The sequence below is a fragment of the Ruegeria sp. G12 genome, assembly GCF_056533565.1.
In genome coordinates, this window is record NZ_JBQFOO010000011.1 from 1 (window position 1) to 22,943 (window position 22,943).

23 protein-coding genes and 1 tRNA gene are annotated in these 22,943 nt (G+C 60.4%); 17 read left to right on the forward strand and 7 right to left on the reverse strand.

Annotated elements, in window-relative coordinates:
* Window positions 1–243: 243 nt before the first annotated feature.
* The gene (gene msrQ, locus ACR0JN_RS19925; protein WP_480888241.1) at window positions 244–858 is read right to left on the reverse strand and encodes a protein-methionine-sulfoxide reductase heme-binding subunit MsrQ; all 615 of its coding nucleotides are present in this window, start codon (window positions 856–858) and stop codon (window positions 244–246) included.
* A gap of 4 nt (window positions 859–862) precedes the next feature.
* The gene (msrP, locus tag ACR0JN_RS19930) at window positions 863–1,765 is read right to left on the reverse strand and encodes a protein-methionine-sulfoxide reductase catalytic subunit MsrP (RefSeq protein ID WP_480888242.1); all 903 of its coding nucleotides are present in this window, start codon (window positions 1,763–1,765) and stop codon (window positions 863–865) included.
* Between the two features lie 240 nt (window positions 1,766–2,005).
* Between msrP and ACR0JN_RS19935 the strand changes: the two genes are divergently transcribed.
* Together ACR0JN_RS19935 and ACR0JN_RS19940 are read left to right on the forward strand one after the other, a co-directional pair.
* Window positions 2,006–2,821 (forward strand): cyclase family protein, encoded by an 816-nt coding sequence (locus tag ACR0JN_RS19935; protein ID WP_480888244.1) that lies wholly within the window; start codon window positions 2,006–2,008, stop codon window positions 2,819–2,821.
* A 103-nt stretch (window positions 2,822–2,924) separates the two neighbouring features.
* Window positions 2,925–3,548, forward strand: coding sequence for a class I SAM-dependent methyltransferase (locus tag ACR0JN_RS19940; protein WP_480888245.1), 624 nt, complete (start codon window positions 2,925–2,927; stop codon window positions 3,546–3,548).
* 54 nt (window positions 3,549–3,602) lie between these two features.
* On the opposite strand, the gene clpB is transcribed toward ACR0JN_RS19940, so the two are convergent.
* The gene (clpB, locus tag ACR0JN_RS19945) at window positions 3,603–6,221 is read right to left on the reverse strand and encodes an ATP-dependent chaperone ClpB (RefSeq protein WP_480888246.1); all 2,619 of its coding nucleotides are present in this window, start codon (window positions 6,219–6,221) and stop codon (window positions 3,603–3,605) included.
* Window positions 6,222–6,347: 126 nt separating this feature from the next.
* Window positions 6,348–6,668 carry a hypothetical protein gene (locus tag ACR0JN_RS19950; RefSeq protein WP_480888247.1) on the reverse strand — a complete coding sequence of 107 codons (321 nt, stop codon included), beginning with the start codon at window positions 6,666–6,668 and terminating at the stop codon, window positions 6,348–6,350.
* A 155-nt stretch (window positions 6,669–6,823) separates the two neighbouring features.
* Here ACR0JN_RS19950 and pyrF point away from each other — a divergent pair, with 155 nt between their 5' ends.
* Window positions 6,824–7,528: an orotidine-5'-phosphate decarboxylase gene (gene pyrF / locus ACR0JN_RS19955; protein ID WP_480888248.1), complete on the forward strand. Its 705-nt coding sequence runs from the start codon at window positions 6,824–6,826 to the stop codon at window positions 7,526–7,528.
* A 344-nt stretch (window positions 7,529–7,872) separates the two neighbouring features.
* Entirely contained in the window at window positions 7,873–9,126 is a 1,254-nt protein-coding gene (locus ACR0JN_RS19960; RefSeq protein ID WP_480888249.1) for a DNA polymerase IV, read from the forward strand.
* Between the two features lie 3 nt (window positions 9,127–9,129).
* On the opposite strand, the gene ACR0JN_RS19965 is transcribed toward ACR0JN_RS19960, so the two are convergent.
* Window positions 9,130–9,990, reverse strand: coding sequence for an N-formylglutamate amidohydrolase (locus ACR0JN_RS19965; protein ID WP_480888250.1), 861 nt, complete (start codon window positions 9,988–9,990; stop codon window positions 9,130–9,132).
* 147 nt (window positions 9,991–10,137) lie between these two features.
* On the opposite strand from ACR0JN_RS19965, the gene ACR0JN_RS19970 reads away from it, so the two are divergent.
* From ACR0JN_RS19970 to ACR0JN_RS19990, 5 genes are all read left to right on the forward strand, one after another.
* A tRNA-Val gene (locus tag ACR0JN_RS19970) sits at window positions 10,138–10,212 on the forward strand.
* 91 nt (window positions 10,213–10,303) lie between these two features.
* Window positions 10,304–10,429 carry a type B 50S ribosomal protein L36 gene (gene ykgO / locus ACR0JN_RS19975; protein WP_008755722.1) on the forward strand — a complete coding sequence of 42 codons (126 nt, stop codon included), beginning with the start codon at window positions 10,304–10,306 and terminating at the stop codon, window positions 10,427–10,429.
* Window positions 10,430–10,702: 273 nt separating this feature from the next.
* A complete protein-coding gene (locus tag ACR0JN_RS19980) occupies window positions 10,703–11,719 on the forward strand; it encodes a Fe(3+) ABC transporter substrate-binding protein (RefSeq protein ID WP_480888251.1) in 1,017 nt (338 codons plus the stop codon).
* 122 nt (window positions 11,720–11,841) lie between these two features.
* Window positions 11,842–12,396: a helix-turn-helix domain-containing protein gene (locus tag ACR0JN_RS19985; RefSeq protein WP_480888252.1), complete on the forward strand. Its 555-nt coding sequence runs from the start codon at window positions 11,842–11,844 to the stop codon at window positions 12,394–12,396.
* A complete protein-coding gene (locus tag ACR0JN_RS19990; RefSeq protein ID WP_480888253.1) occupies window positions 12,393–12,914 on the forward strand; it encodes an N-acetyltransferase family protein in 522 nt (173 codons plus the stop codon). Before ACR0JN_RS19985 ends, ACR0JN_RS19990 begins: the two co-directional genes overlap by 4 nt.
* 15 nt (window positions 12,915–12,929) lie before the next feature.
* On the opposite strand, the gene ACR0JN_RS19995 is transcribed toward ACR0JN_RS19990, so the two are convergent.
* Window positions 12,930–13,730 (reverse strand): phenylalanine 4-monooxygenase, encoded by an 801-nt coding sequence (locus ACR0JN_RS19995; protein WP_480888254.1) that lies wholly within the window; start codon window positions 13,728–13,730, stop codon window positions 12,930–12,932.
* 120 nt (window positions 13,731–13,850) lie between these two features.
* Here ACR0JN_RS19995 and ACR0JN_RS20000 point away from each other — a divergent pair, with 120 nt between their 5' ends.
* A complete protein-coding gene (locus ACR0JN_RS20000) occupies window positions 13,851–14,309 on the forward strand; it encodes an Lrp/AsnC family transcriptional regulator (RefSeq protein WP_480888255.1) in 459 nt (152 codons plus the stop codon).
* A 102-nt stretch (window positions 14,310–14,411) separates the two neighbouring features.
* The gene (locus ACR0JN_RS20005) at window positions 14,412–14,708 is read left to right on the forward strand and encodes a putative quinol monooxygenase (RefSeq protein ID WP_480888256.1); all 297 of its coding nucleotides are present in this window, start codon (window positions 14,412–14,414) and stop codon (window positions 14,706–14,708) included.
* 10 nt (window positions 14,709–14,718) lie between these two features.
* Here the strand turns inward: ACR0JN_RS20005 and ACR0JN_RS20010 are convergent, their stop codons facing one another.
* Complete coding sequence (locus ACR0JN_RS20010) at window positions 14,719–15,660, reverse strand: LysR family transcriptional regulator (protein ID WP_480888257.1); 942 nt, start codon at window positions 15,658–15,660, stop codon at window positions 14,719–14,721.
* 121 nt (window positions 15,661–15,781) lie between these two features.
* Here ACR0JN_RS20010 and ACR0JN_RS20015 point away from each other — a divergent pair, with 121 nt between their 5' ends.
* The 6 genes from ACR0JN_RS20015 (at window position 15,782) to ACR0JN_RS20040 (ending at window position 22,936) form a co-directional block, all read left to right on the forward strand.
* The gene (locus tag ACR0JN_RS20015) at window positions 15,782–16,789 is read left to right on the forward strand and encodes a TAXI family TRAP transporter solute-binding subunit (RefSeq protein ID WP_480888258.1); all 1,008 of its coding nucleotides are present in this window, start codon (window positions 15,782–15,784) and stop codon (window positions 16,787–16,789) included.
* An 80-nt stretch (window positions 16,790–16,869) separates the two neighbouring features.
* The gene (locus ACR0JN_RS20020; protein WP_480888259.1) at window positions 16,870–19,083 is read left to right on the forward strand and encodes a TRAP transporter permease; all 2,214 of its coding nucleotides are present in this window, start codon (window positions 16,870–16,872) and stop codon (window positions 19,081–19,083) included.
* 4 nt (window positions 19,084–19,087) lie between these two features.
* Window positions 19,088–20,326, forward strand: coding sequence for an NAD(P)/FAD-dependent oxidoreductase (locus tag ACR0JN_RS20025; RefSeq protein WP_480888260.1), 1,239 nt, complete (start codon window positions 19,088–19,090; stop codon window positions 20,324–20,326).
* Between the two features lie 35 nt (window positions 20,327–20,361).
* Window positions 20,362–21,102, forward strand: a complete 741-nt coding sequence (locus ACR0JN_RS20030; RefSeq protein WP_480888262.1) for an aspartate/glutamate racemase family protein — start codon at window positions 20,362–20,364, stop codon at window positions 21,100–21,102.
* A 69-nt stretch (window positions 21,103–21,171) separates the two neighbouring features.
* A complete protein-coding gene (locus ACR0JN_RS20035; protein WP_480888263.1) occupies window positions 21,172–21,900 on the forward strand; it encodes a hypothetical protein in 729 nt (242 codons plus the stop codon).
* A gap of 61 nt (window positions 21,901–21,961) precedes the next feature.
* Window positions 21,962–22,936: a D-cysteine desulfhydrase family protein gene (locus ACR0JN_RS20040; protein ID WP_480888264.1), complete on the forward strand. Its 975-nt coding sequence runs from the start codon at window positions 21,962–21,964 to the stop codon at window positions 22,934–22,936.
* Window positions 22,937–22,943 lie beyond the last annotated feature (7 nt).

The window sequence follows — 22,943 nt, forward strand, 5'->3', positions numbered from 1 at the left end:
TTCCGCCGCGTCCCAAGCGCCTCAGCAGCGCCGGTGAAGGGGGTTCTAAGGTCTACAAACAACCGCCGCAAGCAGAAAATTACAAAAAGGCGAGAATTTTCCGCTCTTCATTCTTTAATCTTTATTATCAATTAGTTAAATAGAAAACACTACACCCATTGAGTGACAAAACCGGACCCCAACACCAAGAATCGCAGACGTGAACGGCTTATTCACACATTTGCCCACAGACTCATCGCGGACTCAGGCGGAATCGACCCGGCGGACCCGTGTGAACAGACGCGGCACGGGGAATCGGAGGATCAGAAGCGCGACAATCACAGTCAGATATATCAAGGGCTCGATCTGAAACCCTTTGGCGAGCATCACGTAGTGCAGCCCCCCAAGGAGGGCCACGCCATAGACTAGTTTGTGCAGGTTGCGCCACCGCCGGCCCAGCTTGCGCACCGACCAGTTGTTCGACGTCAAAGCCAGAGGCAGCATCAGCAGGAACCCGGCCATGCCGACCGTAATATAGGGGCGCTTGAGGATATCCGCCCAGATCTGACTGAGCACCTGAACATCCAGCACCAGCCAGACCAGCAGATGCAGCGCAACATAGAGAAACGCCAGCACCCCGATGGCGCGGCGGAACTTCATCAGATTCAGCCCGAAATATTGCCGCAGAGGGGACACTGCCAGCCCCAGGATCAGCAACTGCAGGGCAAGCTCGCCCAACTCATGCTCCAGAGCTTCGATGGGTTCGACCCCAAGCCCGCCGGTCTGGGCCAGATAAAACAGCCAAGGCACCGGCAGCACCCCAACCAAATAGATGGCCCATACCGGTATCCGGCAGAAGATCTGATTCACTGCGTGCATGGTCTTAGTAGTTCTTTTCCAGATCCATTCCTTCATAAAGGCCTGCGACGTCTTCCTCATACCCATTGAACATCAGCGTCGGCTCGCGTTTGGTAAACAGCCCCCCACCGATGCGGCGTTCGGTGGCCTGCGACCAGCGCGGATGATCCACGTACGGATTCACATTACTATAGAAACCGTATTCACGCGGGTTCGACATGTTCCAACTTGTCGGCGGCTCATCTTCGGTCAGGGTGATGCGGACAATCGACTTGATAGATTTGAAACCATATTTCCATGGCACGACCAGACGCAGCGGCGCGCCATTCTGGTTCGGAATCGGGCGGTCGTAAATCCCCGTGGCCATAATCGTCAGCGGATGCATGGCCTCGTCCAGCCGCAGCCCCTCGCGATAGGGCCATTCGAGGACGGGGAAGCGGACACCCGGCATTTCATCCGGGCGCAGCGCCGTTTCAAAGGCCACGTATTTCGCACCTTCCTGCACGCCAACCATGTTCAGCAAGTCAGCCAGTTCAAACCCGTTCCACGGGATCACCATCGACCAGGCCTCGACACAGCGGAATCGGTAGATACGTTCCTCGACCGTCATCTCGGACATGACATCCGCAAACTCGTAGTCACCGGGGCGATCGACCAGACCGTCGATCTTGATGCTCCACGGCTCGGTCACCAGCGTATGGGCATATTTTGCCGGATCGTCCTTGCGTGTGCCGAATTCATAGTAGTTGTTGTACGAGGTGATTTCTTCCCACGTATTGGGCTCCAACGCATCCTGCGCCCGTGACGGCTTTGGCAAGGTCGCCAACCCAACGCCTGCCAGCCCGGCCATTACCTGCCGCCGGCTCAGAAACGCCGCCCTAGGGGTGACGTCGGCATGTGTCAATGTGTTGGTCCAGCGATGCGCCATTTAAGTCTCCGTATATATGCACCTCAGCTACGAGGTAGGCCGCTGATAGCACAGAGCAAAGGAAACAGGCGTAACGATTGAGAGACGGGATTGTAACGTATGGCCGGATGGAACGACCGTGATGGCCGCAATCTTTACAAGGCGTGTGCCAAACGTGCAGTCTTGCTCGCAAACAAAACAATAATGAAAAGGTAGCCCGATCCATCCGGACTGTTGAACAACCTCAGTGGGAGAAGACGAATGTGTGATATTTGCGTTATGAATGCGGTCAAAGACAAAATGCTGTCGCGGCGAAACTTCTTCAAAGTGACGGCAGCCTCGGGTCTTGCGGCGGCTGCAACAAGCGCGTCCGCGCCTGCCGCGCTGGCGGCAGGGCATGGCGGGGTTGAGGATATGACACACACGCTCAGCCCCGATTTCCCAACTTGGGGCGGCGATCCGGGCATCTCGGCAGAGCAGGTTTTTAACTTTGGGGATCATGGCTTCAACCTGTTCAGCCTGTCGATCAACGAACATACCGGCACGCATATCGATGCGCCTCTGCATTTCTCGGCGGATGGCACCTCGGTGGATGAAATCCCGGTCACCGATCTGATCGCGCCTTTATGCGTGGTGGATATCGCTGCCCGCGCTGCCGAAGACGCCGACACACGCGTTACGCCGGATGACCTGAAGGCGTGGATCGCAGCCAATGGCGACATTCCCGACGGGGCTTGCGTGGCGATGCACTCGGGCTGGGGCGGCAAAACGGCGACAGACGGATTCCGTAACTTCGACGGCGAGGCCCAGCATTACCCCGGCTTCCATGTGGAAGCGGCACAAATGCTGATGGAAGAAACCGGCGCACGGTCGATTGCGGTTGATACGTTGTCTCTGGATCATGGCATGTCCGTCGATTTCGCAACCCACTATGCCTGGCTGCCCTCGGGTCGCTTCGGGATCGAGTGTTTGGCCAATCTGGATCGCGTGCCAGCCTCGGGTGCCACGTTGGTGATCGGGGCACCCAAGCATAAAGGAGGCACCGGCGGCCCGGCGCGGATATTTGCGCTGATTTAGGGTGTGAAACACTGGCCCGCCTGTCTGGCGGGCCGCGAATGTTGGACCCCGGGTTCGGTTTCCTGCTACCAAAGCGGTGATCCTTTGACGCCGAGAACGTCCAATGGCCCAGCCGACCTCTGGCACCACGCTCCGCTATGACACTGCCGCGCCTAAGTGGCGGGATAAGATGCGCATTCTTGGTTACTGTGATGCGTATCTCGGGTTTCTTTCAACAAGGCGGCGCGCGCCTGAGTTACACGATCGCGTGGTGGATATCGGGGCCGGAACCGCGTCTTTTGCCGAGGCCTGGGTCGCCATTCACGGACCGCCAGCCGAGATGACATTGCTCGACCCAAGCTCGGTCATGCTGGCGCACGGTCAGAGCGCTTTGCGAGCACGAGGCGTGGAAGCGAGCATCGTGGAAGGTCTGCTGGGCGAGGTTGATCTGGAACCAGCAGATGTGGCGTTGGCCGCACATGTGATTGAGCACTGCCCGGACCCTTTGCAAGCGCTTGAACAGATTCGCGATCTTCTGCGCCCCGGTGGCCGCCTGTATCTTGTGGTGTCAAAACCGCATTGGTGCAACGCGATCATCTGGCTGCAATGGCGTCATCGCACCTTTGGCAGGTCGGAAATTCTGGCCCTGTTGAAGCAAGCGGGTTTCAACTGCACCAGCACGTACTCCTTTCCTGCAGGCCCGCCGTCGCGGACCAGTCGGGGCATCGTGGCGCAGCGTCGGGACTAGACCGCTCTGAACGAAAAGACCCGCCGGTGTGGCGGGTCTTTTCTGTTTGATTGATCAATGGACCACCGCATCGTCCGGTCTTGGACGATCCGACGTGCCCAGCCGGTCGCCGATGATCAGCCCTTCGGCCCCGGCGGTGACGGGAACGGTCTCGCCATCCTTGATCTCACCACCCAACAGCGCCTCGGCCAGAGGGTTCTGCAGGGCGCGCTGGATCACGCGTTTCAGCGGGCGGGCACCGAAGACCGGGTCATAGCCTTCATTGGCCAGCCATTCCTTGGCGCCATCATCCAGCGCAAGCTCGATCTTGCGGGCGGCCAGACGTTTTTGCAGGCGTGCCATCTGGATATCGACGATGCCATCCATATCAGCCCGCTTGAGGCGGTCAAAGATGATGGTCTCGTCCAGACGGTTCAGGAATTCGGGCCGGAAATGCGCCCGGACCGCATCCATCACGTCCCGCCGCGCTTGCGCGCTATCGGCCCCTTCGGGCAGTTGGCTGAGCGCCTGAGAACCAAGGTTCGACGTCAGGATGATCAGCGTCTGCTTGAAGTCCACCGTGCGGCCCTGACCATCGGTCAGCACGCCGTCGTCGAGAACCTGCAGCAGCACGTTGAACACATCCGGGTGCGCCTTTTCGACCTCGTCAAACAGCACGACCTGATAGGGCCTGCGCCGCACGGCCTCGGTCAGCACGCCGCCTTCGTCATAGCCGACATAGCCCGGAGGGGCCCCGATCAGACGCGCAACCGCGTGTTTCTCCATGAACTCGGACATATCGATGCGCACCATCGCGTTGTCGTCGTCGAACAGGAAGTTCGCCACGGCCTTGGTCAGTTCGGTTTTCCCCACACCTGTGGGCCCGAGGAACAGGAAGCTGCCCAGCGGGCGGTTCTCGTCATTCAGGCCCGCGCGCGCCCGGCGCACCGCATTGGCAACGGCGGTGACGGCGGCATCCTGACCAATGACGCGCGAATGCAGTTCATCTTCCATCCGCAGCAGTTTCTCACGCTCACCTTCCAGCATTTTCGAGGTCGGGATACCCGTCCAGCGTTCGACCACCGAAGCGATCTGTTCCGGGCGCACCGTTTCCTCGGCCATCATGGCGTTGCTTTCCGCGTTTTCGGCCTCGGTCAGCTTTTTCTCAAGCTCGGGGATGACGCCATAGGACAGCTCACCCGCTTTGGCGAGGTTGCCTTCGCGCTTGGCGATCTCCAGATCAGCGCGCGCCTTGTCGAGCTGTTCTTTCAGATCGCGTGCACCGGCCAGCTTATCGCGTTCGGCCTGCCATTGGGCGGTCATCTCGGCGGATTGCTCCTGCAGGTCGGCCAGATCCTTTTGCAAGGTGTCCAGACGATCCTTCGAGGCCGCGTCATCTTCCAGCTTCAGCGCCTCTTCCTCGATCTGCATCTGCAGAATCTGGCGGTCCAGCTGATCGAGTTCCTCGGGCTTGGAATCCACCTCCATCCGCAACCGCGACGCCGCCTCATCGACCAAATCGATGGCCTTGTCGGGCAGGAACCGGTCGGTGATATAGCGATGCGAGAGCGTCGCCGCCGAGACCAGCGCCGAGTCTGAGATGCGCACGCCGTGGTGCAGTTCGTACTTTTCCTTGATGCCGCGCAGGATGCTGATCGTGTCCTCGACGGTCGGTTCAGCCACCACAACGGGCTGGAACCGGCGCGCAAGGGCTGCGTCTTTCTCGACGTATTTGCGGTACTCGTCCAGCGTGGTCGCGCCGATACAATGCAACTCACCCCGGGCAAGCGCAGGCTTGATCAGGTTGGCGGCATCCATCGCGCCGTCGGATTTACCTGCACCTACCAGCGTGTGCATCTCGTCGATGAACAGTATGATCTCACCGGCGGCTTCGGTCACTTCGGTCAGAACGGCCTTGAGGCGTTCCTCGAACTCACCCCGGTATTTCGCACCGGCGATCAGCGCGCCCATGTCGAGCGCAAGCAGCTTCTTGTCTTTCAACGATTCCGGCACGTCGCCATTGACGATGCGCAGGGCCATGCCTTCGGCAATCGCGGTTTTACCGACGCCGGGTTCACCGATCAGAACCGGATTGTTCTTGGTACGGCGCGACAGAACCTGCATCGAGCGGCGGATTTCCTCATCCCGCCCGATGATCGGGTCGATCTTGCCCTCAGCCGCAGCCTCGGTCAGGTCGCGCGCGTATTTTTTAAGCGCGTCATAGCCTTCCTCGGCCGAGGCAGTGTCAGCGGTGCGGCCCTTGCGGATATCGTTGATCGCTTCGTTCAGTTTCTGGGCGGATACGGCCCCGGCCTCCAAAGCGTCTTTGGCTTTGGATTTCACCATGCACAGCGCCATCAGCACCCGTTCGACCGGCACAAAGCTGTCGCCCGCCTTGGTGGCGATCTTGGCGGCCTCGTCCAGAACCTTGGCGGTCTGGCCGTCCATGTAGACCTGGCTCGCGTCACCGCTGACCTTCGGGATTTTCCCCATCGCGGCATCCAGCGCCTCGACCACGCGGTTCGGTGCGCCACCTGCGCGGGTGATCAGGTTGCTGGCCAGCCCCTGATCGTCATCCATCAATGCCTTGAGTATATGTGTGGGCTCCAGCCGCTGGTGCCCTTCGCGCAGCGCAATGGTCTGCGCCGCCTGCACGAATCCCCGTGCCCGCTCGGTGAACTTGTTCAAGTCCATGATATTCTCCTTTTCCAAGCGCCCCGTGTTGACATGCCCGCCAGGCAGCACATGTCGGTCGAAGCCCCACATTCAATCTGGGAAATATCTGACTGGGTTCAAGAGGCTATGACGCAGAAACAGCGCTTATTCGCGCTGGATCGTGTAGACGGTGTAGCCTCCGGTCTCTGCCACCTGAACAGCACCGAGGTCGTCCACCAGCGACTGCGCCGCAGCGCTGCCCGTCGGGCATGAAACGAGATCGGCAGTGTGGTCTAGAAACTCGCCGGTAAAGGCCGTTTCGCCGGTAAGCTGACACCAGTCCTCTTCAGCACGGTAGCCACCGACCAGCAGCAAATCATCGTTGGTCGGGGGTGGGGCCACCCCACTGTCGGATGCGCCGTTTTGCGCAGTCTCATCGCAGGCCGCCACAGCAACAAGCAGCCCAAGTGCAACCAGTCGTTTCATGTCCTGTCCCTTTTTCAAATCGCTCGCCGGAATCGGGATGCAGGATAGCACAGAAAAATCCACCGCGTGGTGCTGTTCAACGGGGTCCGCTGATGGACAGACCGCCCCGAACCCGCTAGGACGCAGACGTTTGCCAAAAAGCAGGAGCCCACCCCATGTCCGATGACCGCCTGATCGTAGCCCTCGATGTTCCGAACGCCCTGCAGGGGCTGGCCATGGCCAAACGGCTGGGGGATGCCGTATCCTTCTACAAGATCGGGCTGGGGATGCTGACCGGCGGCGGGCTGGCGTTGGCCAATGAGCTGAAACAGGATCACGGCAAGCGCATCTTTCTGGACATGAAGCTGTTCGATATCGGCAATACGGTCGAAAATGCGGTGCGGGGGCTGGCGCAGTTCGATCTGGATTTCCTGACCGTGCATGGCGACCCGCATGTTGTGCGCGCGGCCAAGGAAGGGGCTGCGGGCAAGGACCTGAAAATTCTGGCGGTGACCATCCTGACCTCGCTGAACCGCGACGATCTGGATGCCAGCCTGCTGAAAGCGGGCGACGTGCATGAGCTGGTGGTAGAACGTGCGGCAAAGGCGCTGGAGGCCGGGGCCGATGGCGTCATCGCCAGCCCGCAAGAGGCCGCGCTTATCCGTGCCCTGCCCCAGGCCGAGGGCCGGTTGATCGTCACCCCCGGCGTGCGCCCGGCAGGCGCTGCTTTGGGCGATCAGAAACGCGTCGCCACCCCGGCCAGCGCCATCGGAGACGGGGCCGATCATATCGTCGTGGGTCGCCCGATTTATCAGGCGGACGACCCTAAAGCCGCCGCCGAGGCTGTTCTGAACGAGTTAAATTCTTTGACACGCCACTGAACGGCGCAGGGGAATCAGCCTGATTTTGCCCCTAAAACGGGCGACAACCCGTTGACGTAAGGTCAATTTTTGCATCCGCCGCGCCAAATTGCCCCTGTGCCTGAAAACACACATCCAAAACGCGCGTTAGATATGGGCTGTGTTCAAACTATCGCGTGAACGCATTTTGCGCGATTCTAGGGATGAGACACTCCCCAACGAACCGTCTCTTCCTGAGGTTCGTTACCTCCCCCCGCCAGTCGCGGGGGGTCTTCTTTTGGAAAACACCACGCTGCTGACGGGCCTGTGATCATCCGCAAAGGGTGCTATAAGAAGCTTACCGAACCCTGCGCATGTGGACGCAAATGCCCGGTCTGTGCCGAGATTGCCTGACTTCGCTCAACGATGAACGGCGCTGCCCCTCTTGCGGCAGCCCGCGTGTCAAATCTCATCCCGAACTGTTTGATCTGGCCATCGCACATATGGATTGCGACGCGTTCTATGCATCGGTCGAAAAGCGCGACAATCCCGATCTGGCGGATAAGCCGGTGATCATCGGCGGCGGCAAGCGCGGCGTGGTGTCGACCGCCTGCTATGTGGCGCGGATCCGGGGCGTGCGCTCGGCCATGCCGATGTTCAAGGCGCTTGCCTTATGCCCCGAGGCGGTGGTGATCAAACCGCGCATGTCGGTCTATGCCGAGGTCTCGCGCGAAATCCGCGCGATGATGGATGAGCTGACCCCGGACGTTGAACCCCTGTCACTGGACGAGGCGTTCATGGACCTGTCGGGCACACAGCGTCTGCACGGCGCGCCGCCTGCGGTGATGCTGGCTCGGCTGGTCAAGCGTATGAAAGACGAACTGGGCCTGACCGGGTCCATCGGCCTGAGCCATAACAAGTTTCTGGCCAAAGTCGCCTCGGACCTCGACAAACCGCGCGGGTTTTCGGTGATCGGCAAGGCCGAAACCGCTGCGTTTCTGCAGGACAAACCGGTGCGGCTGATCTGGGGCATAGGCCCGGCGGCGCAGGAATCCCTGGACCGCGCCGGCATCCGCACATTTTCAGACCTCCTGCGCTGGGATCAGGAGGCGCTGACCGCCCGGTTCGGATCAATGGGCTATCGCCTGTGGCATCTGGCGCGGGGACAGGACAAACGCCGTGTGTCGGCCCATGAGCCGATGAAATCGATCAGCAATGAGATGACGTTTTTCGAAGACACCTCGAGCATCGAGATTCTGGACGGGCACCTGTGGCGCATGGCCCTGAAGGTCTCGGACCGGGCCAAGGCCAAGGGACTGGCCGGGCGGGTGGTCACGCTGAAGCTAAAGAAGGCCAACCACAAGATCCTGACGCGACGGGTGTCGCTGCGCGACGCGACCCAGATCGCCGACCGCATTTACCGCACCGCGCGCGGGTTGTTCGATCAGGTTGGTGATCACGGGCCGTATCGCCTGCTGGGCTGCGGGTTGTCCGATCTGTGCCCCGAGGATCAGGCCGATATCTCGGGCGATCTGCTGGACCCGGGCGCAGCGCGCCGGTCACAGGCTGAGCGGGCAACGGACGAGATTCGCAAGAAATTCGGCACCGATGCCATCGTGAAAGGGCGAGCTTTGCGCTAGGGCTTATTCAGCAGCCAAGCGCTGAGACTGCGCGCCGATACTGGCGATCTCGGCGATCACCTGCCGCAGCACTTTAGAAAACGCCATGAAATTGGCATTTGGCGTGATCTTTTCCTCATCCATGTACAAGGCCCGATCAATTTCGATCTGAACGGCATGCTGGTGCCGCCCCGGACGCCCATAGGTCTGCGTGACATAGGCCCCGGCAAAAGGCGCATTCCGCGCCACCGTCAGACCCGCCGAGGCAAAGGCTGCTTCGATCCGCTCCACAATCTCGGCCGAAGCGGACGCGCCGAACCGGTCGCCCAGCACGATCTCGGGCCGTTTGCTATGCGCGGCGCTGGCCATCGCAACGGCCTCGTGCGGCATCGAATGGCAATCGACCAGAATCGCCTGCCCGAATTTTTCATGCGATTCCGCCAGCAGCGATTTCAGGCGCGCGTGGTAGGGCCGCCAATAAGTGTCGATGCGCAACCGCGCCTCGTCCATCGTCAGCTTGCCGCGATAAATCGCGCGCCCATTCGCCACGACCCGTGGGATCACCCCCAAACCCGAGGCGACGCGCGGGTTATGCCCGTGCCTGCGGGCACCGCTGATCAGCGCAGGGTCAAGCTCATCGGCGCTGCGGTTGAGGTCCAGATAGGCACGCGGCATCGCGGCCTTGATCAGCGGTGCGCCACAGTCGGCGGCAGGCGCAAAAAGCTGATCGACAAACGCATCTTCCGAGGATCGAATCATACTCGGGTTCAGCACCGAGCGCTTCAGAAAGGCCTCAGGATAGTCGCGCCCGCTGTGCGGCGAGGAAAAAACCGCGCAGGATGTGCGTTTGGCGGGCATATCCAGTGTGTAGGCTGCGTTCTGCATGATCACTCCGTCTTCGCAGCTAACATAGACCGGAAAATAGTTCTTCCAAACCCCTTGAACCCCTTTGCGACTCCTTTTATAGACCCCGCTACCGGCGCGGGTATCCGCGCCCCATTTCGTTATGGGGCAGGGCACGCAAAGGTTCGTGGGCGGTTAGCTCAGCGGTAGAGCACTTCGTTGACATCGAAGGGGTCACAAGTTCGATCCTTGTACCGCCCACCATCGTTTCACTGTTCCGGGCTTTCCGGGGCACCCGCTAACCCAGGCGCTGGCCACGTCTTTGATGAAGGCGCCGCAGATTGGAGACAGACCAATGAAGGTCAAGAACTCGCTCCGCTCGCTCAAGAACCGGCACCGTGATTGCCGGATTGTGCGTCGCAAAGGCCGCGTCTACGTGATCAACAAGACGCAGCGCAAGTTCAAAGCACGTCAGGGCTGAGAACTGCACAAACCGAATTAAAAGAACCGCGCCTTTGGGTGCGGTTTTTTTGTTGGCGGATGGGATGAGCTATGCACTGACCATCAAGCTGTCCCGCCTGAAACTTTCAAAGTTTCAGAAACGGTTTCTTTTCAAGAAACCGCCTTTCGGCACAACAGCGACCATTTGACCAACTAAATTTGTCGGAATTCCTTGCATCCCCCGCAGAATCGTTTAATTGACTAAATCAGTCGGGTTATAACCCGCCACACATTTCAATGTTGGGACCAAAAGATGCTGAAATCCTCCACCTGCGTTGCCGCCGCCCTGACGGCGTTGATTGCCACCTCGGCCGCCGCCGAGGGTGAACTGAACCTGTATTCCTCACGCCACTACGACACCGACGAGCGTCTGTATTCGGACTTTGAAGAAGCCACTGGCATCAAGATCAACCGGATCGAAGGCAAAGCCGATGAGCTGATCGCCCGGATGGAAGCTGAGGGCGCGAACTCCCCAGCGGATGTGATGCTGACGGTCGACACCTCGCGTCTGGCCCGCGCCAAAGAGGCCGGTATCCTGCAATCCATCGACAGCGCCGTTCTGGAAGAGCGCGTTCCGGCCAACCTGCAGGACAGCGACAATGAATGGTTCGGCTTCTCGCAGCGCGGGCGGATCATCTTCTACAACAAGGACAAGGTCGCCAACCCGCCCGCCACCTATGCCGATCTGGCTAAGCCCGAGTATCAGGGGCTGGTCTGCATCCGGTCGTCCAGCAATGTCTACAACCAGACCCTGCTGGCCTCGATCATCACCCATGAAGGTGCTGATGCGGCCAAAGGTTGGGCCGAAGGCATCGTCGCCAACATGGCCCGTGACCCGCAGGGCGGCGACACCGACCAGCTGCGCGGCATCGTTTCTGGGGAATGCGACATCGCCGTGTCGAACACCTATTACTTCGCCCGTTCGATCCGCAAAGACGTCAAAGGCCTGTCGGCGGACCGCGACATGATCGGCTGGGTGTTCCCCAACCAGGACAGCTATGGCGCGCATATGAACCTGTCCGGTGGCGGCGTCGCAGCGCATGCGCCGAACAAGGACAACGCGGTCCTGTTCCTGGAATACCTCGCCGGCGATCAGGCGCAGCAGTATTTCTCGGCCGGGAATGACGAATTCCCCGCCGTCGAAGGCGTTGAATTGGCCGAGTCGGTGAAGGCTTTGGGTGACTTCAAAGCGGATGAGATCAATCTGTCCGAGGTGGCCAAGAACATCCCCGAGGCACAGAAGATCTTTAACGAGGTTGGCTGGAAGTAGTCCTGCCTAAGTATCGAGCAGTTCAGGGGTGCGACGCGGGTTCGCACCCCTTTTTCGTTGCACAGTTTTATCATTTTCAGGATAGTATTTTCATAATTGGAAATTTTTCCCAGATTCGATCTATGCTGGATGCACTCTCTGACCGCCTCGCCACTCGCCTGAAAGAACTCCGTCAGGGACGTGGCTGGTCACTGGACCAACTCACCGACCACAGTGGCATCAGCCGCGCCACGCTGTCGCGGATGGAGAAGGGGGATGTCAGCCCGACCGCCGAAAGCCTTGGCCGGTTGTGCGCCGCTTACGGCCTGCCGATGTCGCGCCTGCTGATGATGGTCGAAGACAGTTTCGACCCGAAAGTTCCCTTTGAACGTCAGGCCGAATGGCGCGACCCCGAGACCGGGTTCACCCGCCGCGCCGTGTCGCCCCCTGCCCCCGGACTGAACGCAGAGGTCCTGGAATGTCACCTACCCCGCGACACGGTTATCACTTATGATACGCCGCCCAAGCCGGGGCAGGAACATCACCTGATCGTCCTCGACGGCGCGTTGACGCTGACGGTCGATGGCACCGCGCACGTTCTGAACGGCGGGGATTGCCTGCGCTATCACCTGTCAGGTCCGACCCGCTTTGAAACCGGTCCCGCACGTGGCGCGCGTTACATTCTGGTGCTAGTATGATCACCCGGCTGACTGACGCCTATTTTGACGGCGCGCTGGAAGACCTGACCGAAATTCTGCACGCCTGCGTCCACACCGGCGCGAGCATTGGCTTCATCCTGCCGTTTTCGCACGACGATGCCCGCGCCTATTGGCAGACCCGGGTCCGGCCCGACCTTGCCTCAGGCGCGTTGGACTTGTTTGTCATCTATGACGCGGGGCGCATTCAGGGCACTGTCCAGCTGATCCCAGCCGCAATGCCGAACCAGCCGCACCGGGCGGACGTAGCCAAGCTGCTCGTCCATCCGCAGGCCCGGCGGCGCGGGTTTGGGCGGGCTTTGATGGCTGCCCTCACCGACCGCGCGTCGGAACTGGGGCGCTCGGTTCTGGTTCTGGACACCCGCAGCAGCGATCCCTCGCGCATCCTGTACCAGAGCCTTGGGTTCCAGATCGCCGGAGAAATCCCGAATTACTGCCGCAACCCGTTCGAAGACAGGCTGGAGCCGACCACCTACATGTACAAAAACCTTGCGGTCTGACGCGGTATTCAACCGTTATTCGGCGGCGGTGGCTTTCTCGGGAAACTTGTTGGGCAACAACCCCATCGCGCGGGCTTGTCGCACATCCGCAAGCAGGTCGCGTTCGGCAGCGGCAAACAGGTCTTCGGGGTCGTCGAGGACGAAATACCCCATCTGATGCATGTCGATCCGGTAAGGCGTGCGCAGAATGGTCAGGATATCGAACGGGTCCCGGTCGGGAATGTCACTGGTGACAGCATAGACAAGCTCGGTCGGGGAGGAGGCCAACCCGGAGCCCAGCGCCTTGATCTGACCATCCTGACGGCGCAGCCCGAATTCGATCGAGAACCAGTACAGCCGGATCAGCCAGGCATAATCCCCCGCATCCGCCTGAACACCCGCCTGCCCGATGGCATGGCTGAACGCGGCAAATCGCGGATCGCTCAACAGCGGCGTGTGCCCGAAAATCTCGTGAAAGATATCGGGCTCTTCGATGTAGTCGAAATCCTCGCGCGAGCGGATGAACGACGCCGCCGGAAACACCCGATCCGCCAGCATGCCAAAGAAGGTCTTGAACCCGATCAGCGCGGGCACCGGCTGCACGCGCCAGCCGGTCAGGTCCAGCAGACGCTCGGAGATATCGGCGCAAGACGGCACCTTGGTCTTCGGCAAGTCCAGCCGCGCCAGTCCGTCGGTGTATTCCCGCGCCATGTAGCGCTGCACATTGTCTTCCTGCGCGGCGTAGAGATCGGCCCAAACGCTGTCTTCATCGGCGGTATAATCGATGTGTCCCCGCGCATCGGCCACTTTGGCAACGTATTTGGTCGATTTGGGCATAGGTCTCCTCCTGCTTTCCAACAGGATAGCTGTTCGGATGCGGTGGAATTTGTTTTGATTCTGGGGAAACCTGATATATTTTGACGAATTCATTTAGGTTTCATCAAAAAAGCGAAATATATGCTTCAACCTGCCGATATTTCGATCCTGCGCGAATTGCAGATCAGTGGCCGCCTGTCCATGCAGGAACTGGCCGAAAAAACCGGCCTGTCGGCCTCACAATGCTGGCGGCGGGTGCGCGATCTTGAGGCCTCGGGCGTTGTCTCGGGCTACCGCGCGCAGGTGGCGGCCAAGGCTGTGGGGTTGAACGCCATTGCCTATGTGCATGTCGCGCTGCGGGACCATAAGGAGGACAGCATCTCCGACTTCCTGCGGCTGGTTGAAACCGAGCCGCAGATTGTCGAATGCGCCTCGATTACCGGGGATCACGACTTTATCCTCAAGGTCTATGCCAAAACGCCGGAAGATCTTGAGATGTTCATCATGCAGCGCCTGCTGAAATCCGGGCTGGTGCGAGACACGCGCAGCAATTTTGTTCTGCGTCAAACCAAGACGCGGGGGCCGCTCCCCATCCTTTGACCCCGCGCTCTTGGGCGACAACCGGGCCCTGATGTGGTACAGGTTCTCGAAACGACCGAGGCATCGCATACGCCAGGAAACCCCAACTTGGGAGGTATCGGTATGATTATGCGGATTTTTCAGGTCGTCACCCGCCCCGGCAAGGAAGCCGAATTTGCGAAATTCTTTCACGAAACGGCAATTCCCTTGATGACCCAGACGGACGGGATTGTCTCGGTCCTGCCCGGCGCGGCCCGGCGGGAGACCCCGCGCGAGTTCAGTTTTGTCATGGTCTGGCGCGATCTTGAGGCCCTGAAAGCCTTTGTGGGCCAGGATTACACGACGCCGCATATCGATCCGGCCGAAGCGGAACTGGTCGAGTCGCGCATCATCCGGCATTACGATCTGGTCGAAACCTGATCGCGCGACCCTAAGCCTCGGTCCGGGGATTGGCTTTCACCTCGTTCAGCTTCAGCAAGACCTCGGCCTTCCAGCCTGCCTGAATTCTCAGCGACAACTGGGACGGCGGTCGATGCGTGGGCGTCAGGATTGCATATTCATAGCGCAGGGGGGCCTCAAACGGCACGAACAGGATTTTGCCATCGGACAAGTTCATCTCGCTCTCGGTCGCGACGGTTAGCGGATCGACGATGGAACAGCACTGACCGGAACTGATGAACGGGATCAGCGGCAGGAAATACTGGCAGGTGACGGTGGGGTTATACGTCGCCGGGGCGTTCTGGAATTCCTGCCGGACCTTGCGTTGGAATGGATGGGTAGCATGTAGACCGCCCATCGGGACCCCGTCCAGATCAGCGACCGTGATGAACGCGCGGGATGCCAATTCATGGTCCCGACCGATGGCGCAAAAGCAATCCGCACTGATGATCTCGGCGGAAAACTGAGGTTCCTTGCCGGTGGGATGTTCGAAATCGGCAAATCCGAAATCGATGTTCTGACTGCCCGCAAGCTCCATGATCTGCGGTGAACTGCGCGTCGACAAGGTGATACGGACCTCGGGATTTTCGCCAACCGATCCGCTGATGAAACGCGGAAACAGAAAGGCCGAGGGGCCCGGCATCGTCGCGATGTTCAGGCTGCCGGAGATTCCCTTGATCAACCCTTCCATCGTGCTGGAGATAGTTGACAGCCGTTCGAGAATGCCGGTGGTTTCGGCTAACAGGTAATGCGCCTCGGGCACTGGAACCAACCTGCGCCCACGGCGTTCGAACAGGGTCAGGCCAAGGCTTTTCTCAAGATTCTTCAGTGCCAGGCTGATCGCGGGTTGGGTGCGGTTCAGTTTTCTGGCGGTCTGAGAGATGGAGCCCGTCTCCATCACCTCGCGAAAAACGGTGAGCTGCGTCAGGTTCATGCCGGATACATAAGCGAAAAATTAGTTTTGTGAAATATAACAAATTTGAATTTATGAAAATTGCGTCTAGGCTGACAGGATTGAAATTCGGAAAAACCGAATCCAAATTTGGGAGACTGTAATGAATCTAGTGAAATGTCTGACCGGTCTGGCCCTGGCTGGCGCGCTTGCTGCGCCGGCGCTGGCACAGGACCCGACCTTTTTCCGCATCGGCACCGGCGGCGCGGGCGGTACTTATTTTCCGATCGGCGGGACCATCGCCAACGGTATCTCGGCCCCTCCGGGATCGCGCCCCTGTGAAGAGGGCGGCCAATGTGGCGTGCCCGGTCTGATCGCGATTGCGCAGTCCACGACCGCCTCGGTCTTCAACAACGCCGCCGTCCAAAACGGCGAATTGGAAGCCGGGCTTGCTGCGGCTGACGTCACCCGCTCGATGTATCTGGGCGAGGGTAAATTCGACGGCAAACCCCATCCAAAGCTGCGCATTGTCGCCAACCTGTTCCCTGAAGACCTGCATCTGGTGCTTCCGGCGGGTGAGACGATCACTGACCTGAGCGATCTGGAAGGCAAGCGCGTGGGCATCGCACAGGCGGGGTCTGGTACGCAAGTGGCCGTGCTGCAGATGCTGGATGCCTGGGGTGTCAATCGCGACAACATGGATGAGGCCGAACTGAACAACAGCCAAAGCGCCGAGCGTCTGGCGGATGGTCAGCTTGACGCCTATTTCTACGCCGCTGGCTGGCCCGTAGCCGCGATGGTGCAACTGTCCTCGACCAAGGGGATGAACCTGCATTCCTTCACGGACGAAGATATGGCCAAGATCAATGAGATCATTCCGGCTTATATCCCATCGACCATTCCGGGTGGTGTGTATGAAGGCATCGACTCTGAGACCAAGACACCTGCGGTCAGCGCAATGCTGGTGGTGTCCTCGGACCTGTCGGACGATCTGGTCTACCAGATGACCAAAGCCTTGTGGAACGACAACACCCGCAAGCTTCTGGACAATGGCCACGCCAAGGGCAAGCAGATCACACCCGACACGGCGCTGGACGGGGTTCAGGCCCTGGGCGTGCCGCTGCATCCGGGGGCCGAGAAGTTCTACAAAGAAGCCGGTCTGCTGCAGTAACCCGAACCTGCTGAACACAACCATCCGGTGCCCTTTTCAGGGCACCGGATTCTCCAAACGCGCGATCTCAGGGGGCCATCATGTCCGAGACCCAGAAACTTGATGACCACGAACTGACGGCCGAGGAGCTGGCCGCCATCGAGGAACAGTTCGACGAAGGCGCCGCCGTCCGGCAGGTCACGCCGACGGCGGGCAAGGTCCTGCGGGTCGTGGCCCTGATCTTTGCGTTCTACGAGTTTTTCACGGCGGGTTTCGGCCTGCCCGCCGATCACTGGCATATGGGCATCTATCTGGCCCTGCTGTTCATTCTGGTCTACGCGACGATCCCGATCGTGGGGTCCAAAAACCTCTATGCGCTCAAGGTCAGCCGGTTTCGGATCGGGAATATCCCACTTTACGATCTGGTGTTCATGGCGCTTGGCATTATCGCTGCGCTTTACGTCGGCGTTGCCTGGCGCGGCATCCCTTTTCTGGGGATCGAGGAACAGACCTTCCGCATGGGTAATCCCAATACCTATGACGTAGCTCTGGGCGTCGTCATCATCCTGCTGGTGCTGGATATCGCGCGCCGCACGCTGGGATGGGTGCTGCCGCTGATCATCTGTGTGTTCATGTCCTATGCCTTGCTGGGCCCCTATTTCCCCGGTCTGCTGCAGCACCCGGGCGTAAATTTCAAAACCTTCGTCTCGTCGATGTATTTCCCGCAGGAAGGCATCTATGGCGTCACGCTTTGGGTGGTGTCGACCATCGTGTTCCACTTTGTGCTGTTCGGCGTGATCGCCCAGCGCACCGGTTTGGGGCAATTGTTCATTGACAACGCAACTATTCTGGCCGGGCGTTACACCGGCGGGCCTGCGAAAGTGTCCGTCGTATCCTCGGCCTTTTTCGGAACCATCTCGGGCTCTTCGGTCGCCAACACCGTCTCGACCGGGGCGCTGACCATTCCGAACATGAAGCGACTGGGCTATCCCGGCCATTTCGCAGGCGGGGTCGAGGCCGCGTCTTCCGCGGGTGGCCAAATCACCCCGCCGATCATGGGGGCCGCAGCCTTCATCATGGCTGAATTCCTCGAGGTGCCCTACACCACCATCGTGATCGCCGCGATCTTCCCTGCGGTTCTGCATTATGTCGGCGTCTTCGCCGTTGTGCACCTGATGGCGCGCAAGCTGAACCTGCAGGGTCTGGCGAAAGAGCAGCTGCCGCAACTGAAAGCGGTCTGGGCCGAGGGCTGGGCCAATATCGTCCCCCTGATCGGCCTGCTGGTGGTGCTTTTTTCCGGCTACACGCCGTTCATGTCGGCCTTTTGCGGCATCTCTCTGGCGGTGATCGCGGGCATGTCGCGCATCAAACAACCGCCGACCCTGATCTATGCGGCGGCGTTTCTGGCCTTTGTGCTGTGGAAATTCTCGGATGGCGGCTTCGATCTGACCATGACCGCAACCCTGTGTGCGCTATCCGTCGTCGCCACGCTCAACCCGCAAAAACGCATCGAAGTGCCCGAGATGCTGCAGGCGGTCGAGTTGGGCGTTAAATACTCGCTGGCCGTTGGCGCGGCGGCGGCGGCCGTGGGCATCGTGGTCGGTGTGATCAACACCACCGGCATCGGCTTCCGTATCGGGTTCATGGTGACGCAGGGCGCGGGCAATCTGGCGTCGGATCTGTACAACATGATCTCGTTCGGCAGCTTCCAGCTGTTTGCCATGGAAGACTTGCAATTGTTCATCTCGCTGGTCTTTATCGCGGTGGTCTGCATCCTGATGGGCGCGGGCATCCCAACGACGGCGCTTTACATCATGCTGGTCTCGGTCGCGCAGCCCGCGCTGGCGCAACTGGGGGTGCCGCCGATCGCAAGCCACTTGTTCGTGCTGTATTACGGCGTGGTGTCCGAGATTACGCCACCGGTCTGCACCTCGGCCTATGCGGCGGCGGCGATTGCCAATTCGAACCCGTTCCGAACCGGTCTGTCGGCCTTCACCCTCGGGCTTGGAAAGGTCATCGCACCGATGGCATTTGTCTATGCCCCGGTTCTGCTGTTCGTGTCCTCGACCGGCTTCAACCTGTGGGAATTCACCTATACCGCATCCAGTTGTATCGCCGGGGTGATCGCCCTGTCTGCGGCTGTGGTGGGCTATTGGCTGCAACCCCTGAACGTGGTGTCGCGCATATTGATGGCGATCGCCGGGGTGATCTTTGTCGCGCCATCCCTGACCGCTGACCTGATCGCGCTGGCCGTGGCGTCGCCAGTGATCGTGACGCAACTGATCGCGCGCAGCCGCAGCCACTCTCCGGCCTGATCCAATGACCGAGCAGGTTACAATCATCGGGGCCGGGATCGTTGGCATCTGCTGCGCCCTGTCGCTGCAGGATCGGGGTGTCCGGGTTCGTCTGATCGACCGGGGTGAACCGGGTCAGGAGACTTCCTTTGGCAACGCAGGCGTGGTGTCGCCCTGGTCGATCATCCCTCAGTCCACGCCCGGCATTTGGAAGAAGCTGCCCCATATGCTGCTGGACCCCAAAAGCGCCTTGTCGGTCCGGATGTCGTTTTGGCCCAGAATGATCCCATGGGGCATGCGGTTTCTTGCGAATTCCGGCGAAAAGACCGTGCGCGCAACCGCCGACGCGATGGAGTTGCTGTGCCGCCCGTCTATCGAGCTTTATCGCATGCATCTGCAGGGTACCCGCCATGAAAACCTGATTGTCGATAGCAACTACATTCACGCCTACCGCCGCCCCGAACAGGCCAATCTTGAGGGTCTGGATTACCTGATCCGCACCGAAAAAGGCAGCGAGTTGGAGCGTGTTGACGGCGACGAGCTTCGCCGCATTGAACCTGCGCTGAGCCGGGACTACAAGGCCGCCGTTGTAATCAAAGGGCAAGCGCGGATCACATCGCCCGGACGGGTCGGCGCGGTTCTGGCCGAGAAGGCCCGGAAGCAAGGAGCCGAGATCTTAAAGACCGAGATCAAGGGGCTGACAAGCGCCGACGGTGGAGGCTGGCATCTGCTAACTCCTGCCGAGACCCTGCATGCCAACACAGTTGTTCTGGCCGCCGGTGTCTGGTCCGCCGACCTTCTGAAACCGCTGGGGTTGCCGGTGCCGCTTGTGGCCGAACGGGGATATCATGTTGAGTTCCCAACCCCGTCGGTCTGTCTGAACAACTCGGTGATGGATGTGGATGCGAAAGTGGTCGCAAGCTCGATGCGGGATGGTCTGCGGGTCGCGGGCACCGCCGAGTTTGGCAGCATCAATGCTCCCGCCGACCCTTGCAAACAGGCGATCCTGACCGATCAGGCAAAGGCGATGATACCCGATCTGGATAGCAGTCAGACGCGGTTCTGGATGGGGCGACGCCCGTCCTTTCCCGACAGCCTGCCCGCAATCGACCAAATCGACGGAAAACCTGGGCTTTTCACCGCCTTCGGACATTCGCATTACGGGCTGATGATGGCCCCGAAAACCGGCGAGCTTGTGGCCGATCTAGTGTCCGAGCGCCGTCTGAACGTCGACTTGAGCCCCTATTCTCTGGCCCGGTTCTGAGGGGCCGTACACGATCACCGAAAGGACCTGAACTTATGCCGATTTACCAAGGCGGGCAGAATATCTGCGGGGCATCCATTGGGGTTCTGTGCCTTGAAAGCTATTTCCCGAAACCGCCGGGGCATATCAAGAATCCCTCAAGCCTGCCCTTCCCCGTGCTCTACGAAATGATCGACGGTATCACCGTTCCGACATTGCTGAACAACCCGAGCCCCGATCTGCTGGACCCGTTCATCAAGGGCGCGCAGCGGCTCGAGGCCGAGGGCGTGCGCGCCATCACCGGCAGTTGCGGCTTTCTGGCCCTGTTTCAAAAGGAACTGGCCGCCGAAGTTTCCGTGCCCGTCTTCGCGTCGAGCCTGATTCAGGTGCCGCTGGCCTATCACATGACCGGGGCAAGCGCGCCGGTTGGGGTTCTCACAGCGAACGCTTCGGCCCTGACCCCACGCCATTTCGAGGGCGTGGGCGCGGCGGGCATTCCGGTGGCCGTGAAAGGGCTGGAAGCCACGCAGGAGTTTGCCGAGGTCATCCTGCGCAACACCCGCACTCGAATAGACACCGACCTGATCGAGGCTGAGGTTTTGCAAGCCGCCCGAGACCTGAAACGCGACGCACCCGAGATACGGTCCATCGTTCTGGAATGCACCGATTTGCCGCCTTATGCCGCGCAAATTCAGCAGGTGTTGGAGCTGCCGGTCTTCGACCTGACAACCCTTGCGCAGATGGCGCATACGGTAACCACGCGTGCGCCCTATTCCGGGATCATGCCCTGGGGGTGAAGGGTGGTTTCGGGCGTTGCCGAAACAGGCTAAACCACGCCCGTTACCAGCCGCCAACGAGGATTATTGGTGCCCGCAGAACTCGCCATCCTGATGATCGCCATCTGCCTCGGCGCTATGCTGCAGGTCGGGATCGGCATCGGCTTCAGCATCGTCGCGGGACCGCCGATGATGATCCTGCTGGGCACGGCGACGGCCGTGCCTGCGCTGTTGTTGCTCAACACCATTGTGTCAGCCGTCGCCACTGACTGGCGCATTGTCGGCGCGGAGCAAAAGACCATATCCACCGCAATCCTCGGATGCCTTGTGGGCGTGATCCTCGGGCTGGCCATCTATCCATGGCTGAGCGAACCTTTCGTGCTGGCCCTGACCGGGGCCCTTCTGCTGATCGGCGTGCTGACCACGCTGATCCCGGCGCGGACGGCGATCGGCACAACCGGGTTTGCCACCGTTTCGGGGTTGTCTGGGCTGGCCACGGTCTGGGCCGCGACGCCGGGGCCGCTGATGGTGTTCGGGCTGATGGCCAAGGGCCGCCCGGCCCGTGACGTTGCGCGGCTGGTGCAACCCATCGCGCTGGTGGCCTATGGCATCGCCTTTCTGCTGCACAGCCTGTCAGACTGGCAGTCAATCCCGCTTGGTCCGCAGCTTTGGGCCTTTGCGGGGATCACGGTGCTGGGCAGCCTGGGCGGGCGCATGGCCCGGCCCTATCTGCCGCAAGCCGCGATCAAGACAGCAATCCGGGTGATCTCGGTGATTGCCTGCTATGTTCTGTTTCAACGCGCCTATGGGATGGCGTGAACCGGGTGGACGCATGATGACACAAACCGATCTGTTGGCACAATTTCCAAGGGCGCACCTGATGTCCGGCCCAACCCCGCTGGACCGGTTGGAGCGCCTGTCCGACGAACTGGGGATCGACCTCTGGCTCAAGCGTGACGATCTGACCGGGCTTGGGTTCGGGGGCAACAAGACCCGGCAGCTTGAGTTCTATTTTGGCGATGCGCTGGCGCAGGGGGCCGATACGATCCTGATCACAGGCGCGGTGCAGTCGAATTACGTTCGGTCTGCTGCAGCGGCGGCGGCGCGCCTGGGCATGAAATCCGTTCTGCAGCTTGAGGAACGGGTGCCGAATATGGGGCCGGACTACTACACCTCGGGCAACGTGCTGCTGGCGAAAATTCTGGGCGCTGAGCATATGAGCTATCCCGTCGGGGAAGATGAGGCCGGGGCTGACGCAGCTCTGCATGCCCGCGCGGATGAGTTGAAAGCGCAAGGCCGCACACCTTATGTCATCCATCTTGGGCTGCACCATCCGCCGCTGGGCGCGCTTGGCTATGTTGCTGCAGGGCAGGAGCTCTGCGCGCAGATGCAGGATTTTGACGCGGTCGTTGTGCCATCGGGCAGCGGCGCGACCCATGGCGGGCTTCTGACCGGGGTTGCGTCATCAGGTTCCAAGGCGCGGGTGTTTGGCATCTGCGTGCGCCGCGATGCCGATCAACAGCGCGCGCGCATGTCTGTTGTCCTGCAAAAGCTGGCGGACCTGCTGGAAGTTGACCCGGCGCTGGTGGCCGACAGGGTCGATATATGGGACGGCGCGCTGGCTCCGGGGTACGGCCGGTTGGGTCCAAAAACGCGGTCTGCACTTGAGAGAATGGCCCGGACCGAAGGCATTTTCCTCGATCCTGTCTATTCGGCCAAAACCTTTGCCGGGTTGCTGGATCTGGTCCGCGAGGGTCAGATCACAACGGGTCAAAAGGTGGTCTTGCTGCATACCGGCGGGCTACCCGCCCTGTTCGGGTATCAGGGCGAAGTGCTGGCCTCACCCGAGACGTAGCCAGGCT

Bases quoted from the DNA above. Each gene is read 5' to 3' on its own strand.
- msrQ (WP_480888241.1), bottom strand. From the start codon at position 858: ATGCACGCAGTGAATCAGATCTTCTGCCGGATACCGGTATGGGCCATC.
- msrP (WP_480888242.1), bottom strand. From the start codon at position 1,765: ATGGCGCATCGCTGGACCAACACATTGACACATGCCGACGTCACCCCT.
- ACR0JN_RS19935 (WP_480888244.1), top strand. From the start codon at position 2,006: ATGTGTGATATTTGCGTTATGAATGCGGTCAAAGACAAAATGCTGTCG.
- ACR0JN_RS19940 (WP_480888245.1), top strand. From the start codon at position 2,925: ATGGCCCAGCCGACCTCTGGCACCACGCTCCGCTATGACACTGCCGCG.
- clpB (WP_480888246.1), bottom strand. From the start codon at position 6,221: ATGGACTTGAACAAGTTCACCGAGCGGGCACGGGGATTCGTGCAGGCG.
- ACR0JN_RS19950 (WP_480888247.1), bottom strand. From the start codon at position 6,668: ATGAAACGACTGGTTGCACTTGGGCTGCTTGTTGCTGTGGCGGCCTGC.
- pyrF (WP_480888248.1), top strand. From the start codon at position 6,824: ATGTCCGATGACCGCCTGATCGTAGCCCTCGATGTTCCGAACGCCCTG.
- ACR0JN_RS19960 (WP_480888249.1), top strand. From the start codon at position 7,873: ATGCCCGGTCTGTGCCGAGATTGCCTGACTTCGCTCAACGATGAACGG.
- ACR0JN_RS19965 (WP_480888250.1), bottom strand. From the start codon at position 9,990: ATGCAGAACGCAGCCTACACACTGGATATGCCCGCCAAACGCACATCC.
- ykgO (WP_008755722.1), top strand. From the start codon at position 10,304: ATGAAGGTCAAGAACTCGCTCCGCTCGCTCAAGAACCGGCACCGTGAT.
- ACR0JN_RS19980 (WP_480888251.1), top strand. From the start codon at position 10,703: ATGCTGAAATCCTCCACCTGCGTTGCCGCCGCCCTGACGGCGTTGATT.
- ACR0JN_RS19985 (WP_480888252.1), top strand. From the start codon at position 11,842: ATGCTGGATGCACTCTCTGACCGCCTCGCCACTCGCCTGAAAGAACTC.
- ACR0JN_RS19990 (WP_480888253.1), top strand. From the start codon at position 12,393: ATGATCACCCGGCTGACTGACGCCTATTTTGACGGCGCGCTGGAAGAC.
- ACR0JN_RS19995 (WP_480888254.1), bottom strand. From the start codon at position 13,730: ATGCCCAAATCGACCAAATACGTTGCCAAAGTGGCCGATGCGCGGGGA.
- ACR0JN_RS20000 (WP_480888255.1), top strand. From the start codon at position 13,851: ATGCTTCAACCTGCCGATATTTCGATCCTGCGCGAATTGCAGATCAGT.
- ACR0JN_RS20005 (WP_480888256.1), top strand. From the start codon at position 14,412: ATGATTATGCGGATTTTTCAGGTCGTCACCCGCCCCGGCAAGGAAGCC.
- ACR0JN_RS20010 (WP_480888257.1), bottom strand. From the start codon at position 15,660: ATGAACCTGACGCAGCTCACCGTTTTTCGCGAGGTGATGGAGACGGGC.
- ACR0JN_RS20015 (WP_480888258.1), top strand. From the start codon at position 15,782: ATGAATCTAGTGAAATGTCTGACCGGTCTGGCCCTGGCTGGCGCGCTT.
- ACR0JN_RS20020 (WP_480888259.1), top strand. From the start codon at position 16,870: ATGTCCGAGACCCAGAAACTTGATGACCACGAACTGACGGCCGAGGAG.
- ACR0JN_RS20025 (WP_480888260.1), top strand. From the start codon at position 19,088: ATGACCGAGCAGGTTACAATCATCGGGGCCGGGATCGTTGGCATCTGC.
- ACR0JN_RS20030 (WP_480888262.1), top strand. From the start codon at position 20,362: ATGCCGATTTACCAAGGCGGGCAGAATATCTGCGGGGCATCCATTGGG.
- ACR0JN_RS20040 (WP_480888264.1), top strand. From the start codon at position 21,962: ATGTCCGGCCCAACCCCGCTGGACCGGTTGGAGCGCCTGTCCGACGAA.